13 protein-coding genes are annotated in these 15,061 nt (G+C 51.7%); 8 read left to right on the top strand and 5 right to left on the bottom strand.

Going from position 1 to position 15,061, the window contains the following annotated elements:
• Nucleotides 1-25: 25 nt before the first annotated feature.
• Nucleotides 26-760, bottom strand: coding sequence for an SDR family oxidoreductase (locus ACJJIS_RS11870; protein ID WP_444897575.1), 735 nt, complete (start codon nucleotides 758-760; stop codon nucleotides 26-28).
• Nucleotides 761-868: 108 nt separating this feature from the next.
• On the opposite strand from ACJJIS_RS11870, the gene ACJJIS_RS11865 reads away from it, so the two are divergent.
• A complete protein-coding gene (locus tag ACJJIS_RS11865; protein WP_413665502.1) occupies nucleotides 869-1,471 on the top strand; it encodes a TetR/AcrR family transcriptional regulator in 603 nt (200 codons plus the stop codon).
• A gap of 49 nt (nucleotides 1,472-1,520) precedes the next feature.
• Here ACJJIS_RS11865 and ACJJIS_RS11860 read toward each other — a convergent pair whose 3' ends face one another.
• Complete coding sequence (locus tag ACJJIS_RS11860; protein ID WP_444927588.1) at nucleotides 1,521-2,069, bottom strand: DUF934 domain-containing protein; 549 nt, start codon at nucleotides 2,067-2,069, stop codon at nucleotides 1,521-1,523.
• Nucleotides 2,053-3,714, bottom strand: coding sequence for a nitrite/sulfite reductase (locus tag ACJJIS_RS11855; RefSeq protein WP_475708181.1), 1,662 nt, complete (start codon nucleotides 3,712-3,714; stop codon nucleotides 2,053-2,055). The genes ACJJIS_RS11860 and ACJJIS_RS11855 overlap by 17 nt, the downstream gene beginning before the upstream one ends.
• Before the next feature lie 431 nt (nucleotides 3,715-4,145).
• On the opposite strand from ACJJIS_RS11855, the gene ACJJIS_RS11850 reads away from it, so the two are divergent.
• Entirely contained in the window at nucleotides 4,146-4,958 is an 813-nt protein-coding gene (locus tag ACJJIS_RS11850) for a carbon-nitrogen hydrolase family protein (protein WP_475708180.1), read from the top strand.
• Nucleotides 4,959-5,309: 351 nt separating this feature from the next.
• On the opposite strand, the gene ACJJIS_RS11845 is transcribed toward ACJJIS_RS11850, so the two are convergent.
• A complete protein-coding gene (locus tag ACJJIS_RS11845; RefSeq protein ID WP_413665506.1) occupies nucleotides 5,310-5,528 on the bottom strand; it encodes a DUF2970 domain-containing protein in 219 nt (72 codons plus the stop codon).
• Nucleotides 5,529-5,532: 4 nt separating this feature from the next.
• On the bottom strand, nucleotides 5,533-9,228 hold the full coding sequence (metH, locus tag ACJJIS_RS11840) for a methionine synthase (RefSeq protein WP_475708179.1): 3,696 nt from the start codon (nucleotides 9,226-9,228) through the stop codon (nucleotides 5,533-5,535).
• 220 nt (nucleotides 9,229-9,448) lie between these two features.
• Here metH and ACJJIS_RS11835 point away from each other — a divergent pair, with 220 nt between their 5' ends.
• From ACJJIS_RS11835 to ACJJIS_RS11810, 6 genes are all read left to right on the top strand, one after another.
• Nucleotides 9,449-10,039 carry a TetR/AcrR family transcriptional regulator gene (locus ACJJIS_RS11835; RefSeq protein ID WP_444905524.1) on the top strand — a complete coding sequence of 197 codons (591 nt, stop codon included), beginning with the start codon at nucleotides 9,449-9,451 and terminating at the stop codon, nucleotides 10,037-10,039.
• 119 nt (nucleotides 10,040-10,158) lie between these two features.
• Nucleotides 10,159-11,190, top strand: a complete 1,032-nt coding sequence (gene curA / locus ACJJIS_RS11830; RefSeq protein ID WP_444897568.1) for an NADPH-dependent curcumin/dihydrocurcumin reductase — start codon at nucleotides 10,159-10,161, stop codon at nucleotides 11,188-11,190.
• A gap of 33 nt (nucleotides 11,191-11,223) precedes the next feature.
• The gene (locus ACJJIS_RS11825; RefSeq protein ID WP_475708178.1) at nucleotides 11,224-11,904 is read left to right on the top strand and encodes a type 1 glutamine amidotransferase domain-containing protein; all 681 of its coding nucleotides are present in this window, start codon (nucleotides 11,224-11,226) and stop codon (nucleotides 11,902-11,904) included.
• A gap of 108 nt (nucleotides 11,905-12,012) precedes the next feature.
• Nucleotides 12,013-12,603, top strand: coding sequence for a Fe-S biogenesis protein NfuA (gene nfuA, locus ACJJIS_RS11820; protein ID WP_282933143.1), 591 nt, complete (start codon nucleotides 12,013-12,015; stop codon nucleotides 12,601-12,603).
• Between the two features lie 256 nt (nucleotides 12,604-12,859).
• Nucleotides 12,860-13,732, top strand: a complete 873-nt coding sequence (locus tag ACJJIS_RS11815) for a patatin-like phospholipase family protein (protein WP_413665510.1) — start codon at nucleotides 12,860-12,862, stop codon at nucleotides 13,730-13,732.
• Between the two features lie 316 nt (nucleotides 13,733-14,048).
• Nucleotides 14,049-14,918, top strand: coding sequence for a patatin-like phospholipase family protein (locus ACJJIS_RS11810; RefSeq protein WP_413665511.1), 870 nt, complete (start codon nucleotides 14,049-14,051; stop codon nucleotides 14,916-14,918).
• Nucleotides 14,919-15,061 lie beyond the last annotated feature (143 nt).

Genomic DNA, 15,061 nt, shown 5'->3' with positions numbered 1-15,061 from the left:
CTTACTCAGACAATCTTCGGCCGTGTTATTCGCTAAGGTCTGCGGTGATCACCGAATCAGAGAAGCTCTGATAAGCGGCTTCAAAAGTCTGCGACATGGCATCCGGGAAGAGGTGAAAATCCCCATTTTTTAGCGCGCCAACAATTTCCTCAGCTACTGCACTGGGGGATTCTCCGTCCTCCAGTCCAGCCTGTTTGGCCATATCTGTTTTGATGGGGCCGGGGTGAACACTCAATACTTGTACGCCTCGCTCCTGCAGCGTTTCTCGAAGTGCCTGGGTAATTGCGTAGCTGGCGGCTTTGGATGCGGAATAGGTGCTAACGTGTGGGAAGGTACGCAAGGATACTACCGAATTCATTTGTACCAGGGCGCCTTTGCTCTTTTCCAAATGGGGGGTGAATGCTTTGGCTACACGGACAAGCCCAAAGGTATTCACTTCCAGTTCCTGCTTAAGTGAGTCCTCTACATGGTCGCTTAGCGGGTCTGCGGGCGCAAGTACCCCGGCATTGTTCACCAGAATATCCAATTCCTGAATCGCCTTTGCCGCCGCCCCTACACTTTGGGCTTTTGCCACATCGAGTTCCAATGTGATGACTTTGTCGCCATATTTTTCTGTCAGCTCTGTCGTTGTTTCTGGGTTACGCACGGCCAGATAGACTTTTTTTGCGCCACCGTCGAGAAAGCGCTCGACAATTGCCTTGCCAATTCCGCGGTTTGCTCCAGTTACAAGGGCAGTTTTTCCTTCGATTGAAATGCTCAATTCCGTTCTCCTGTGAAGGGTTGATCAATATTGTACCGATCGGTAAGGTTTGAGCTAAGTCTTACCGATCGGTACAATATTGTCAAAACAATTTTTGGGAGATTGCCAATGGCGGGACGCAAGCCGGAGTTTGATAAGGCGCATGCGTTGGAATCAGCAACGAAAGTCTTTTGGAAAAAGGGCTATGTGGGCGCCTCAATGGCGGACCTGACCAAGGCTATGGGGATTAACAAGCCAAGTCTGTATTCTTCCTTTGGCAATAAAGAGAAACTGTTTGTTCTTTCATTGGGGCAATACCTGGATAGATATGCCAAAGATCGTATGCAGTTCCTGACGGAAGAGGGAGTGCCGTTACGGCAGCGATTGCATAGTTATTTGTTGGCTACCGTTAAAGGGCAAGCGGGGGAGGGAACCCCGAGGGGTTGTTATCTGGCGTTTGGATTATCAGAAACTGCCGGTGACGCTTTGCCCTCTGATGCCATTGACGCTTTAAAAGCTGCTGATGCAGAAGCGGTAAAGCAACTGGTTGACTTGTTTCGTTTTGATAAAGAGTCCCAGGCTATAGGGCTTGATCGGCGTGCCGAGGAGTGCGCTATGTACCTGATTACCCTGCTGCATGGCACAGCATCGGTATTGCGATCCGGGCGAGAACTCAAGGAGGTGGAACCCTCTTTGGAGTTTGCACTTAATGGATTGGGGCTGGAGGCGTGATGGAAGTGGAAATTTAGACCTCTGAGTATTCAGAGGTCTAAATTGAGCTTTAGAAGCGGCGACGGAACATGGGCAGCGGTTGGTCTACCCCTGTTTGGTAGCTATCGCCAAAATCGCTCATCGAGTCTTTAAGGCTTGCCAGAGGCTGCTCGCCTTCAAATGCGTAGGCATTGAAGCCGCAGCGTTGTAAATAGGTCAGCTGGTCTCGCATAAACCCGCCTACTGCGCGTAACTCTCCGGTAAAGCTGTAGCGCTCGCGCAGCATACGGCCTGCGGTAAAGCCTCGACCGTCGGCAAATGCCGGGAAGTGCACGGCAATTACCGGCAATTTGGCAGCTTCTTCCGCAATTTGCTCGGCACCTTCTTCACTGTCCAGCCAAACACCGACTTCGTCACTGCGGGATGACAGCGCATCGCGATGCGCCAGCCACTGTCGCAGTGGCAGGATAATTTTGCCGGAGGGCAGGGTGCTTGGGTCCAACTCCTCTCCCGCTTCCAGTTGGGGTACCAGCTGCCATTCGTTGGTCTTTACTTCACCATCGATGATCAGTTCTGCGGGGTTGCCCGGCTGTGGGCCCAGTTTAGCTGGCTTTGGCATAAACTCTCTCCTTGAAGGGCTGAAGGCCGATGCGGTTGTAGGTGTCGATAAAGGGCTCTTCCGTTTGGCGTTGCTCGACATAGAGGTCGAGGATTTTGCTGATCACGTCTGGCACTTCAGCGCGGGAGAAACTGGGGCCCAATACCTTGGCCAGGCTGGCCTCGTTGGATGCACTGCCGCCCAGCTGAATCTGGTAGAACTCTTCCCCTTTTTTGTCGACGCCGAGGATGCCGATATGTCCCACGTGGTGGTGGCCACAGGCATTCATACAGCCAGATATATTGAGGTTGAGATCACCCAGGTCGTACAGGTAGTCCATATCGTCAAAGCGACGCTGGATGGCTTCGGCTACCGGGATGGACTTGGCATTGGCAAGTGAGCAGTAGTCACCGCCGGGGCAGCAAATCATATCGGTCAGGGTGCCGATATTCGGTGTGGCGAAACCGTGCTTGCGGGCCTGTTGCCAGAGTTCAAACAGTTTGTCCTGTTCGACGTCTGCGAGTACCACATTCTGGTCGTGAGTTACCCGAGCTTCACCAAAGCTAAAAGTATCGGCGAGATCGGCAATAGCCTCTAATTGGGCATCGGTTACATCACCTGGGGGGACACCAGTGGGTTTGGTGGACAACTTAATCGCGCGATAACCGGGTACCCGGTGCGGGTAGGTGTTGCGTTCAAGCCAGCGGGCAAAGGCTTTGTCGCTGTCAGCTTGTTGTTGCAGTGCAGCTTCAGCAGCTGATCCGTCAAACTCGCGATATTCCGGGGCTGTGAAGAAGGATTTAGCCCAATCCAATGCTTCCTGGGTTAACTTTTCAGCGCCGTCTTTAATATGTTGCCACTCTTCTTCCACGCGGCGGCCGAACTCTTCCGGGCCGAGGGCCTTGACCAGAATTTTAATGCGCGCTTTGTACTTGTTGTCGCGACGACCCAGCTGGTTGTAAACGCGGACAATCGCTTCAAGGTAAGAGAGCAGGTCTTCTTCCGGCAGGAAGTCGCGGATGGTCTCGGCAATAACCGGTGTGCGGCCCTGACCGCCACCTACCAATACCTGGAAGCCAATCTCTTCACCGCGCTTGACGATCTGCACACCGATATCGTGTACGCGGATGGCCGCGCGGTCCTGCTCTGAACCACTGACGGCAATCTTGAACTTGCGCGGCAAGAAAGCGAATTCCGGATGGAATGTAGACCACTGGCGAATCAACTCGCAGTAGGGGCGCGGGTCGGCAATCTCGTCGAGTGCAATGCCGGCGAAGGGGTCCGAGGTGGTATTTCGGATACAGTTACCGCTGGTTTGTACCGCGTGCATTTCCACTTCCGCCAGCTCATCGAGAATAGCGGGTACATCTTCCAGCTGCGGCCAGTTGTACTGGAGGTTCTGGCGCGTAGTGAAGTGGGCGTAGCCTTTATCGTAGTCGCGGCTTACGCGAGCGAGACGGCGTAACTGGGCACTGTTGAGCAGGCCGTAGGGAACGGCAATACGCAACATGGGGGCCAGTCGCTGAATATAGAGGCCATTTTGCAGGCGCAGCGGCAGGAATTGCTCCTCGCTCAACTCGCCGGCAAGGTAACGTTCCGTTTGGCCGCGGAACTGGGCTACGCGATCGTTGATGATGGCGCGGTCCCGGTCGTCGTATCGATACATAACAGCTTGATTCCATTGCCTTTGTGCGCTGATGGTGGAGAAAGGGGCAGGCCCCGGACGATTCTCCGCTGGCGCATAACATACCAGCGCTCTTATGCAATAAATAACAATATTTTCCGCTATATCTGTAACCAACAGTTATAAGAGAGATTTATCAGCATAGTGCTTGTCTGTTGTTGCAGATTCGAGGAGCGTTGCAGTAATGGCTATCTATGCCGTCCTGTCTGTTTTTTAGCCGCAACTTACCTGTTGAGTGTAGCGACTCCACTTCGGGGCCCTGGCAAATCGACGCTAATTCAGTTAGCTGTGAATTGATACCGCCTCTCAGTTTACTTGCGGTGATATAAAGTGCGAATCGCCAGTCACATATGAGGCTGGTCAGTGGGTAAGTCAGTGAGTGAATTCCTAAAAAAATATAAGAGGTAAGCGGGATGGCTAAAGATATCCTTGCGGCGATGATTGAGTTTGATGATTCATCAAAGTTTACTGGTGTGAGTAACAGTAATTTCGATGTGTTTGAGGGGGCGTTGGCTCGCGCTAAAGCCATGATGCAAGAGTACTCCGACGATAAATATATAAAGATGTTGGTTGCGCCGGAGTATTACTTTTCAGGGTATGCCTCTAAAGCAAAAACTAATCACATCGACTCTTTAAGCAAGGGCTCCAAGAGTGATATTTATTCCGGCCTGCGCAGAGCTTCCCGTCAGTACCCGAACATTCTGATTGTTGCAGGGACTATTGCTTACACAAAAGGTGGTGGATGTTTTTCTTCAGCATCTTACTTGAGCATTGCTCCCATCCTGGCCGGTGGCAATTTCCTGCTGAAGAAATATAAAGTTGGCAATGATAAGTATCAGACAGATGATGCTTTTTCGACCAAGGCAGGTGACAGTACTTTTTCGTACAAGGGCTTAACTTTTGGCATTGATATTTGTTTGGATCATAACAATAGGATTCTAAAAAACTCGCTGGGTGGTAAAACTGTCGATGTACATATTCTGATTTCCGATGGCTCAAGCCCGAGTCCAGGTTCTCTGGCGACGAACAAGAGTGGTGGTGGAGCCGTGGTGTTTTGCAATATGACGAGTGTTAACAAGGGCAAAGGTGTTAATGGAATTATGTCAGTTTCCCCAAATAAATGGGGCAATCTGAATGTCGATGTTAACAGCCGTACACAGGTTGCTAAGACTGGCCAGGCTCTTACCGGAGGGTTTCATATTGCTCTCTATTCCGGGCAGGCGTAGAGTGGCAGTTGGGTCGGTAAGGTTGTTTGCCGGCCCCGCCTTGCAACTGATGACTTGATTTGCTCTACTTGGGTTGCCGCATCCAGCGGCCCAACTACTTTAAATAACAATAAAGAACGATCGGAGAGATTCGATGAATGATGAAGTAGCTGTAGTTTCTGAAGACGATAATGTAGTGGATGCAATTGCTGCTGTAGCACTGGTCGCAATTTTCGTAGCCACCTGTGTTTTTTGGGTGGCCACGCGCTAGCCCGCTGCTGGCCCGGAGTTGTGTAGTCCCGGGCATTAGCGATAGACATTTAGCTCGGCTTATTTGTATAGCTGCTAGCTGATGGAAAGCACTCTGCGCTCTTAGCCCATATTGCCGAGTACTATTTTCACAATAAGAGCCAATCCGATTACAAATACGGCGGTAAAAACAACGCCGGCAATAACGTACGTCATAATACTGCCACTTTGAAAATCCCTTTCGCGGTTTTTATCACTCTGCACGCCAATCGCGGCGGCCAGGGTACTGACTACCACCTGGCCGAAATTGGGCTTTTTCGCTTTCTTATTATTATCTTCCACAGGCTCACTCCTCGAGGTTGGGACGTAGCCAGCGCTCCAATTCCGGTTCGCTGACCCCTTTTCGTTTAGCCAGGCTTTGCAGCTGATCCCTGCCGATTTTGCCCACATTGAAGTACTTTGCCTGGGGGTGGGCGAAGTACCAACCGCTCACCGCAGCTGCGGGCATCATGGCAAAGTGCTCGGTAAGGCTGACGCCTGCATTTTGCTCCGCTTGTAGCAATTTGAACAGGGTAGCTTTTTCCGAATGATCGGGGCAGGCGGGATAGCCCGGGGCTGGGCGGATGCCCTGGTAGGCTTCCTTGATCAGCTCCTCATTGCTCAGAGTTTCGTCCTCGGCATAGCCCCAATATTCTTTTCGCACCAAACGGTGCAGTGTCTCAGCAAAGGACTCTGCCATACGGTCTGCCAGGGCCTTTACCATAATGGCGTTGTAATCGTCGTGCTTGGCTTCGTAGGTATCTGCCAACTCGTCTGCGCCGATGCCAGTGGTAACCGCGAAGCCGCCCACATAGTCTATTTGGCCGGACTCCAGCGGCGCGACGAAATCTGCCAGGGAGCGGCACAGGCCATCACCACCGCGTTTCTGTACCTGCTGGCGCATATGGTGAAGGCGAGCCAGCTCCTCACTGCGGCTTTCATCCTTGTAGACGATGATATCGTCGCCGACGCTATTGGCTGGCCATAGGCCGAATACGGCCCGTGCGCGCAATAGCTTTTTATCGATAATCTCTTTCAACATACGCTGGGCGTTGTCGTAGAGATCGGTAGCGGCTTCTCCCACAATTTCGTCTTCAAGGATTGCCGGGAATTTACCCGCCAAATCCCAGGAAATAAAGAAAGGCGTCCAGTCCATAGTGTCGAGCAGTTTCTCCAGAGGGAAATCGTCGATCACGGTAAGGCCCAGCTTGTTGGGTCGTGCTGGCTGGTAGTTTTTCCAATCAAATTCCGGAGCGGTATCCCGCGCTTCCTCGTAGGTTAAGCGGGTGTCATTGCGCTTGCGGTTGGCGGTGCGGGTGCGCACCTTGTCATACTCTGCCTGGATTTTTTCCACAAAGGCTGGGCGCAGCTCATTGGAAATCAGGCTGCTGGCCACGCCTACGGCGCGGGATGCATCGGCTACATACACCACCTGGTTGCGGTGGAATTGGGGATCAATTTTTACGGCGGTATGGGCTTTGGAGGTGGTGGCTCCGCCGATCAATAATGGGATATCAAACCCCTGACGCTCCATCTCGGCGGCTACGTGAACCATTTCATCCAGGGATGGGGTGATCAGGCCGGACAGGCCGATAATGTCACACTCCTTTTCCTTTGCTGTTTGCAGAATAGTTGCCGCTGGCACCATCACGCCGAGGTCGATCACTTCATAGTTGTTGCAGGCCAGCACCACGCCCACGATATTTTTGCCAATATCGTGCACATCCCCTTTAACAGTGGCCATCAGGATACGGCCGTTGGAGCGGCTGTCTTCGGTTTTTTCCGCTTCAATATAGGGTTGCAGGTAGGCTACCGCCTGTTTCATAACCCGGGCGGATTTCACTACCTGGGGCAAGAACATTTTCCCTTCGCCAAACAGGTCGCCAACGATATTCATACCGTCCATCAGTGGACCTTCGATCACGTCCAGTGGGCGTGAGGAACTTGCGCGGGCCTCTTCGGTATCTTCCTCGATATAGTTGTTAATGCCTTTCACAAGGGAGTGTGCCAGGCGTTCCTTCACAGGCAATTGGCGCCAGCTCAGGTCCTCTTTGCGTGTGGCACCGCCGCCATCCCCTTGGTATTTGGGGGCAATTTCCAGCAGGGCTTCAGTGGCATCCGGGCTGCGGTTGAGGATCACATCCTCAACTTTTTCCCGCAGCTCCTCTGGGAGTTCGTCGTAAACCGCCAGCTGCCCGGCGTTCACGATACCCATATTCAGGCCGGCTTTAATAGCGTGAAACAGGAATACTGAATGAATGGCTTCACGTACCGGGTTGTTGCCCCGGAAAGAGAAGGAAACATTGGAGACGCCGCCACTGATCTGGGCACCGGGCAGATTTGCGCGAATCCAGCGGCACGCCTCGATAAAGTCCACCGCGTAATTATTGTGTTCCTCAATACCGGTGGCGACAGCAAAAATATTCGGGTCGAAAATAATATCGGTGGGATCGAAGCCGACTTCATCGACCAGCACATCGTAGCTGCGCTTGCAGATCTCAATTTTGCGCTCGAAAGTATCCGCCTGGCCATCTTCATCAAAAGCCATCACCACCACAGCCGCACCGTAGCGCAGGCACAGTTGGGCCTTTTCGATAAACTCCTCTTTGCCTTCCTTGAGGCTGATGGAGTTCACAATGGGCTTGCCCTGGATGCATTGCAGGCCGGCCTCGATCACCTCCCACTTGGAGGAGTCCACCATAAATGGCACCTTGGCGATATCCGGTTCGGTAGCGGCAAGGTTGAGGAAGCGGCGCATAGCGGCGAGTGCATCCAGCATCGCCTCATCCATATTGAAGTCGATTACCTGCGCCCCATCCTCTACCTGGGCGGCAGCCACTTGCAGGGCGGTGTCGTAGTCCTCTTCAAGGATCAGGCGCTTAAATCGGGCGGAGCCAGTGACGTTGCAACGCTCGCCCACATTGACGAATAAGGCGTTTTCATCGGCGACAAATGGCTCCAGTCCGGACAGGCGCAGAGCAGGTTTTATTTCCGGCTGCTGTCGTGGGGGTATATCGGCCACTGCGTCGGCAATTGCACGAATATGATCGGGGGTGGTGCCACAACAGCCGCCGAGGATATTAATAAATCCGCTGCGGGCAAATTCCGCTACGATTGCGGCGGTCTGCTCAGGGGTTTCGTCGTATTCGCCAAACTCATTGGGCAATCCCGCGTTGGGGTGGGCGGAGACATTAGAGGTACAGGCGCCCGATAAGGCTTCCACATAAGGGCGCAATTCGGTGGCGCCCAGGGCACAGTTGAGCCCCACAGAAATTGGCTTTGCGTGGGCAACGGAATTGTAAAAAGCTTCAGTCGTTTGGCCGGAAAGGGTGCGGCCAGAGGCATCGGTAATGGTGCCGGAAATCATAATTGGCAATTCGAAACCCAGCTCCTCAAAGAGCTGCTGCATGGCATAGATAGCGGCCTTGGCATTGAGGGTGTCAAAAATGGTTTCGATTAAGATCAGGTCGCTGCCGCCTTCGACCAAAGCGCGGCCCGCTTCTACATAGTTTTCTACCAGTTCATCGAAAGTGACATTGCGTGCCCCTGGATCATTGACGTCTGGTGAAATACTGGCGGTGCGGGAAGTGGGGCCGATGACCCCGGCTACCCAGCGCGGGCGCTCTGGGGTAGAGAGTGCATCTGCTGCACGGCGCGCGATCTCTGCGGAGGCCCGGTTGATCTCTACTACCAAGTGTTCCATATCGTAATCAGATTGGGACAGCTGGGTCGCGTTAAAAGTATTGGTTTCGATAATGTCCGCGCCCGCCTCAAGGTACTCCCGATGAATCTTTTCGATTAGCTCCGGGCGGGTCAGGCTGAGCAGGTCGTTATTGCCTTTCAAGTCGCGTGGGAAGTCGGCGAAGCGCTCACCCCGGTAATCGGCCTCTTCCAGTTTCTCCCTCTGGATCATCGTCCCCATAGCGCCATCCAGAATCAGGATACGCTGCGCAAGCGCGGCATTAATTTGCTCGAGACGTTGGTCGCGGGACTGCTGGGACATTTACCAATCCTTATATTGTCGATCTTTTGCCGATGGTGGGAATGGCGCCAATCTTAGCACAGTCACGCCCACTCACCGGCTGCGACTTACGCCTTTTTGGTTGTTCCACCACAATAACAGAGCAGTTTTGAATAAAGTTGAGCAATTTATAGATACTCTACAGCTCCTAATCACTATAAATCCCTAGACGACCGGTCTAGTTTTGCGTAGAGTGATAGGCATGAAAAGCAGCTATGAAGATACTCGCCAACATTTGTTGGATACCGGTTACACCGTGATGGCCGTAAAAGGTTTCTCCGGTGTAGGTTTGAGTGAAATTCTCAAAACCGCCGGTGTGCCAAAGGGATCCTTTTATCACTACTTTAAGTCCAAGGAGCAATTTGGCGAGGCTCTGCTGGAAGATTATTTTCGCAGCTACCTGGAACAGATGGACGTTGGCTTTTCCTCCCGGGATCAATCTGCCGCCGATAATTTATTGGCCTATTTTGATGCTTGGCAGAAGAGTAGTGGGGAGCGTTACGATGCACACCGCTGCCTGGTGGTTAAGCTTAGCGCTGAGGTGGCAGACCTGTCTGAATCGATGCGGGTTATCCTCAGAGATGGGACTGAGCATATTATTCAGAAGCTCCAGAATTGTATCGAGCTGGCAGGGGAAGACGGTTCTCTGCCTAGCACCCTCAATGCCCGTGCCACCGCAGCTTCCTTGTACCAGCTGTGGCTGGGAGCCAGCCTGTTGGCCAAGTTAAACCGCAACGATACGCCAATGGCAGAGGCGATGCTGGCGACCCAGGAGATACTGGGGAAACACTGAGTTTTTTACTGAGCCCGCGAGGGGAAAACCGTTGCGGGTATTTTTATGGCGCCTTTCTAGACGACCGGTCTAATTTGGCGACTTTGACTTCCATTTTACGAAGTTATGGAGAATAGAGAATGCAATCGAGCGATATAAACCGCCGCCTGGTATTGGCATCCCGCCCTGAAGGTGCCCCGACGACAGATAACTTCCGCCTGGAGCATGCCCCTGTGGTCAAGCCGGAAGTCGGCGAGGTGCTGTTGCGCACAGTATTCCTATCGCTCGATCCCTATATGAGGGGGCGAATGAGTGATGCGAAGTCCTACGCAGAGCCTGTTTCACTGGGAGAGACCATGGTTGGAGGGACGGTGAGCCGTGTGGTTGAGTCCCGATTGAATGGCTTCGAGGAGGGGGATTGGATACTCGGTTATAGCGGCTGGCAGGACTACGCCATTTCTGATGGTACCGGGTTGATTAATTTGGGTAAAAATCCGGATTACCCCTCCTTCTCCCTGGGAGTGCTGGGTATGCCGGGAATCACCGCCTACTTTGGTTTGCTGGAAATTGGGGAGCCAAAAGAAGGGGAGACTCTGGTAGTTGCAGCTGCTACCGGTCCTGTGGGGGCAACAGTTGGACAAATCGGCAAGTTGCAAGGGTGCCGGGTAATCGGTGTTGCTGGAGGTGAGGAAAAGTGTCGCTATGCGGTAGAGGAGTTGGGCTTCGACCTGTGCCTGGATCACCGCGCCGAAGATTTTGTCGATCAATTGGCTGCGGCTTGCCCTGACGGTATCGATATCTATTTTGAAAGTGTTGGTGGCAAGGTCTTTGATGCGGTGCAACCGCTATTAAATGATTTTGCGCGGATTCCTGTATGTGGGCTTATCTCTCAGTACAACGCAACCTCATTGCCGCAAGGCCCGGATCGGACCAGTTTGTTAATGCGGGATGTGCTGACCAAACGCTTGAAAATCCAAGGCTTTATTATTTTCGATTACTACGAACGTTTTCATGAAGCGGTACGTACATTAAGTCAGTGGGTTGCGGAAGGCAGTATTAAATATCTTGAGGATATGGTCGAAGGGTTGGAAGAAACACCCAATGCATTTATCGGGCTTCTGGAAGGAAAGAACTTCGGCAAGTTAGTTGTGCGCATAGGAAATGATGATTGAAGCAAAGCTGACAAAGTTTATAAGGACAGAAATATGAAAATACTGATGGTTTTGACTTCCCACGATGAACTGGGGAATACCGGCAAGAAAACGGGGTTTTGGCTGGAGGAGTTTGCCTCACCTTACTACATCTTCAAGGACGCCGGTGCTGAAGTGACCCTGGCCTCTCCAAAAGGCGGGCAGCCGCCTCTGGATCCCAAGAGTGATGAGCCAGATTTTCAGACGGAGGCGACTCATCGCTTTCAGGCTGACGCCGATGCTCAGCAGGTTCTGGCCAATACCCACAAATTGGCTGATATGAATGAGTCTGATTTTGATGCAGTCTTTTATCCCGGTGGCCATGGTCCCTTGTGGGATCTTGCGGAAGATCCGGTCTCAATTGCACTGATTGAGAACTTTTTTGCCGCAGACAAGCCGATCGGTGCTGTGTGCCATGCTCCGGGCATTTTCCGTCATACACGCCGCCAGGATGGCGCTTACCTGGTGTCGGGAAAAGGTGTGACCGGGTTTGCCAACTCGGAAGAGGCTGCGGTTGAACTGGTGGATGTCGTGCCTTTCCTAGTTGAGGATATGCTCAAGGGAAATGGTGGAAACTACTCCAAAAGTGGTGATTGGGCACCCTACGTAGTGGTAGACGGCAAACTGGTAACTGGTCAAAATCCGGCCTCTTCAGAGGAAACCGCCCAGACTCTTATGGGATTTATCCCCACCTAGGAGAGTGGTGAGGCCGGTCGGTCGAAAGGGTTCCAACTGACCGGTTTCCCTTGAGTCTTTCTGAGAGTAGAATACCCGACAAAGAAGCTTGGTTATTTGAGAGCCTATATGTCTGATTTGAATGTCACTATTACTGAACCCGCTCAGGAATACCTGAAAGAGCTGTTGGCCAAACAGGACTGTGAGGGAATTGCCATTCGCATGTTTGTTTCCAGTCCCGGCACACCTAACGCCGAGACTTGTATCGCCTACTGCCGCCCGGGAGAGGAGGAGGAAGGTGATGTGATGTTGGAAATGAACGGTCTCAAAGCTTACTTCGAAGGGCGCAGCGTTCCCTATCTGGATGATGCTCGGGTCGATTACTCTTCGGACAAGATGGGCGGGCAGCTGACGATTCGCGCGCCCAACTCCCGTATGCCGAAAATTACCGACGACAGCCCTATCCAGGACCGTATCAACTATGTTTTGTACAACGAGGTTAATCCGGGCCTGGCAGCTCACGGTGGCCAGGTAAGCCTGGTAGAAGTGACCGAGGATATGTTTGCTGTGTTGAAGTTTGGTGGCGGTTGCCAGGGCTGTGGCATGGTTGATATGACTTTGAAGGAAGGCGTGGAAAAGACTCTCAAAGAGAAAATCCCCGAATTAGCAGGCGTGAAAGATATTACTGACCACACCGACAAGTCCCAGGCCTACTACTGAGTTCCTGAGACCATTCTGAGTCGGCCAAGTGGCTCAAAAGAAAAAGGCGAACCTTGTGTTCGCCTTTTTTATTTCTGTGAACCTCTCAGGTTAGATCCTGCGTAAGCCTCCCTACGAACTACTCCCACACTGTATATATTTGAAATATTCCTCGGTGCTTTTGAGGCGCTGGGGCAATGTAAAGTGCCGGTGCAGCGATCCAGTGATTGGTCATGCTAGTGATTGCTTGTGCGCCAACTCCAGGGAAGAACAATCTATGTTTGACCAAGTGGTGTTTGCCGGTGGCGGCGTGCGCTGTACCTGGCAGATCGGCTTTTGGGAGTCGGTTGCAAAGGAAATTGATCTGGCACCCAGGGTGGTCAGTGCAGTATCCGCTGGCGCCCTGGTCGCCAGCCTGGTTCTGATGGACAGGTCACTCGATGGAGTGGATTACTTCGTTTCGGCATTTAAATCCAATGGGAAAAATATCCATTGGGGTAATATGTTCCGCAAAGATCCTGTATTCCCGCACTATACAATTTATCGTCGAGCATTAAGCGATTTATTTTCTGGGGGCTTTGATCAACTTAGGGAAGCCTCAGACCTACGTATTGGAGTCAGTACTTCGCCGAAATGGCTGCCTGGTCCGATCGCGTTAATGATTGGAGCAGCGATTGATTACTCTGATACTTATATTTTCCCGAACCTTCACCCCACTACTGCACTTAAATTGGGCTTCCGCCAATCTTTTTATAAAGTTCGTCACTGTTCGGATCCGTCCCAGTTAGAGAAGCTGGTTATTACTTCATCCTGCACGCCACCTCTGACGCCGCGTCTGAAGCAGGGCGGTGCAGAGGTATTGGATGGAGGGGTTGTAGATAGTGTGCCTATTGGTGGGCTGGATACCGCTGAAGGACGGGTGCTTATTTTGCTAACCCGACGTTTCCCACAGCTGCCGGACCGTTTTACGGTACAAAAATTTAACCAGGAATGGACATATGTTCAGCCCTCTGGACATGTTCCACTTAATGTTTGGGATTTTGCCAGTCCGGAAGAGGTGAAAGATACTTTCCGTATGGGGATTGCAGATGGCCGTGCATTTTTAGCGGCACTGAGTGGCGAAGGGCGGTTACTTGAGAGTCCTCCCTGATGTGACTGGGGATATCTTGAATTACTGATTGGAAGGTTACGATCTTAAAGTTACTCATAGGTTTGCACTGAGTGTTGAGATAAAGACACCTTTAGTCTCAATGCCTAGTTGGTTTGAAAAGTGAAGCCTTTTTTATATCTATTTGTATCAAGGTGGTTGGCAGGTTTGCTGATTGTGATGCGTAATAGTTGGGAGAGAGCCATTAACTGTGATCTCGCTTTAACGCTTGGTGGCGATAGAGACAAAAACTCCTGCCTAAAATTAAAACCAAAAATACCCGTATTTATTTCGATAGCCTTTTTTAGAGGGTGTCGTCATGTTTGATCAAATGGTTTTTGGTGGCGGTGGAAGCCGTTGCACTTGGCAGCTTGGTTTTTTGTTATCCCTAAGTCGCGAATTACCGATCCGGCCGAAAGTTGTTTGTGCTGCATCCGGAGGCAGCATGGTAGCGGCACTCATGCTTACGGATCGCTGCCGTGAGGGTGTTAATTACTTTCACTCTGTTTGCAAAAAAAATGAAAGGAATTTCTACTGGAATAATTCATTCCGCAAAGAACCAATTTTTCCGCACTTTGAGATCTATCGCAAAGGGGTACATGAATTTTTTCACGATAGTCTTGAGCCTCTGCGTCAATCTGCCGACCTCAGAATTGCAGTGACTTATCCCCCGGAATGGTTGCCTGTGCCTCTCGCTCTAACGCTGGGGCTGGCAATTTTCTACTCTAACAAACACATCTTTCACGACTTGCATCCAAATACAGCGTTACATCTTGGGTTCCGCCAAATGTTTCACCCCGTGAGTAAATGCAAAGATGGGACAGATCTTGAGCAGCTTATTTTGAGTTCCTGCTGTGCCCCCCCCATATCCCCAAGGTTGTCGCTTGATGGTGCAGAGGTGCTGGATGGAGCTCTGGTAGGTAATGCTCCGGTCGCTGGCTTGGATGCTAGCAAAGGGCGGGTTCTGATTTTGGATACAGGGAGCTTTCCACACCTACCGAACAGTTTCAGTGTGCAAAGGGGGGATCAGGTGTGGACTTATGTTCAGCCTTCCAGTCCGTTGCCCATCGGGATGTGGAATTTTGCTGACCCCAGTGCGATGAGGCACACCTTGAAAATTGGGGTTGCAGACGGTTATGCCTTTCTTGATGCGCTTGTGTCCGGTAAGGAACGCCTGGTGGAAATTTGAGTATTCAGTGAGTTCAGGATCAAGACGATCAGTTGCACAATGCTTGTGATTCGATTAGCTTATGCAATTAGTTGCATATTGTTGTCGTCATCAATATGTCATCATGAAGGCTGAAACTAATTGGTCAAAAGTGTCGGCGGTAA

Source organism: Microbulbifer maximicatervae (SeqCode) (assembly GCF_056231245.1).
This window is presented reverse-complemented; position numbering and strand designations above follow the sequence as displayed.

Excerpts from the sequence above, each read along its gene's own strand:
- ACJJIS_RS11865 (WP_413665502.1), top strand. The coding sequence starts at position 869 with ATGGCGGGACGCAAGCCGGAGTTTGATAAGGCGCATGCGTTGGAATCA.
- ACJJIS_RS11860 (WP_444927588.1), bottom strand. The coding sequence starts at position 2,069 with ATGCCAAAGCCAGCTAAACTGGGCCCACAGCCGGGCAACCCCGCAGAA.
- ACJJIS_RS11855 (WP_475708181.1), bottom strand. The coding sequence starts at position 3,714 with ATGTATCGATACGACGACCGGGACCGCGCCATCATCAACGATCGCGTA.
- ACJJIS_RS11850 (WP_475708180.1), top strand. The coding sequence starts at position 4,146 with ATGGCTAAAGATATCCTTGCGGCGATGATTGAGTTTGATGATTCATCA.
- metH (WP_475708179.1), bottom strand. The coding sequence starts at position 9,228 with ATGTCCCAGCAGTCCCGCGACCAACGTCTCGAGCAAATTAATGCCGCG.
- ACJJIS_RS11835 (WP_444905524.1), top strand. The coding sequence starts at position 9,449 with ATGAAAAGCAGCTATGAAGATACTCGCCAACATTTGTTGGATACCGGT.
- curA (WP_444897568.1), top strand. The coding sequence starts at position 10,159 with ATGCAATCGAGCGATATAAACCGCCGCCTGGTATTGGCATCCCGCCCT.
- ACJJIS_RS11825 (WP_475708178.1), top strand. The coding sequence starts at position 11,224 with ATGAAAATACTGATGGTTTTGACTTCCCACGATGAACTGGGGAATACC.
- nfuA (WP_282933143.1), top strand. The coding sequence starts at position 12,013 with ATGTCTGATTTGAATGTCACTATTACTGAACCCGCTCAGGAATACCTG.
- ACJJIS_RS11815 (WP_413665510.1), top strand. The coding sequence starts at position 12,860 with ATGTTTGACCAAGTGGTGTTTGCCGGTGGCGGCGTGCGCTGTACCTGG.
- ACJJIS_RS11810 (WP_413665511.1), top strand. The coding sequence starts at position 14,049 with ATGTTTGATCAAATGGTTTTTGGTGGCGGTGGAAGCCGTTGCACTTGG.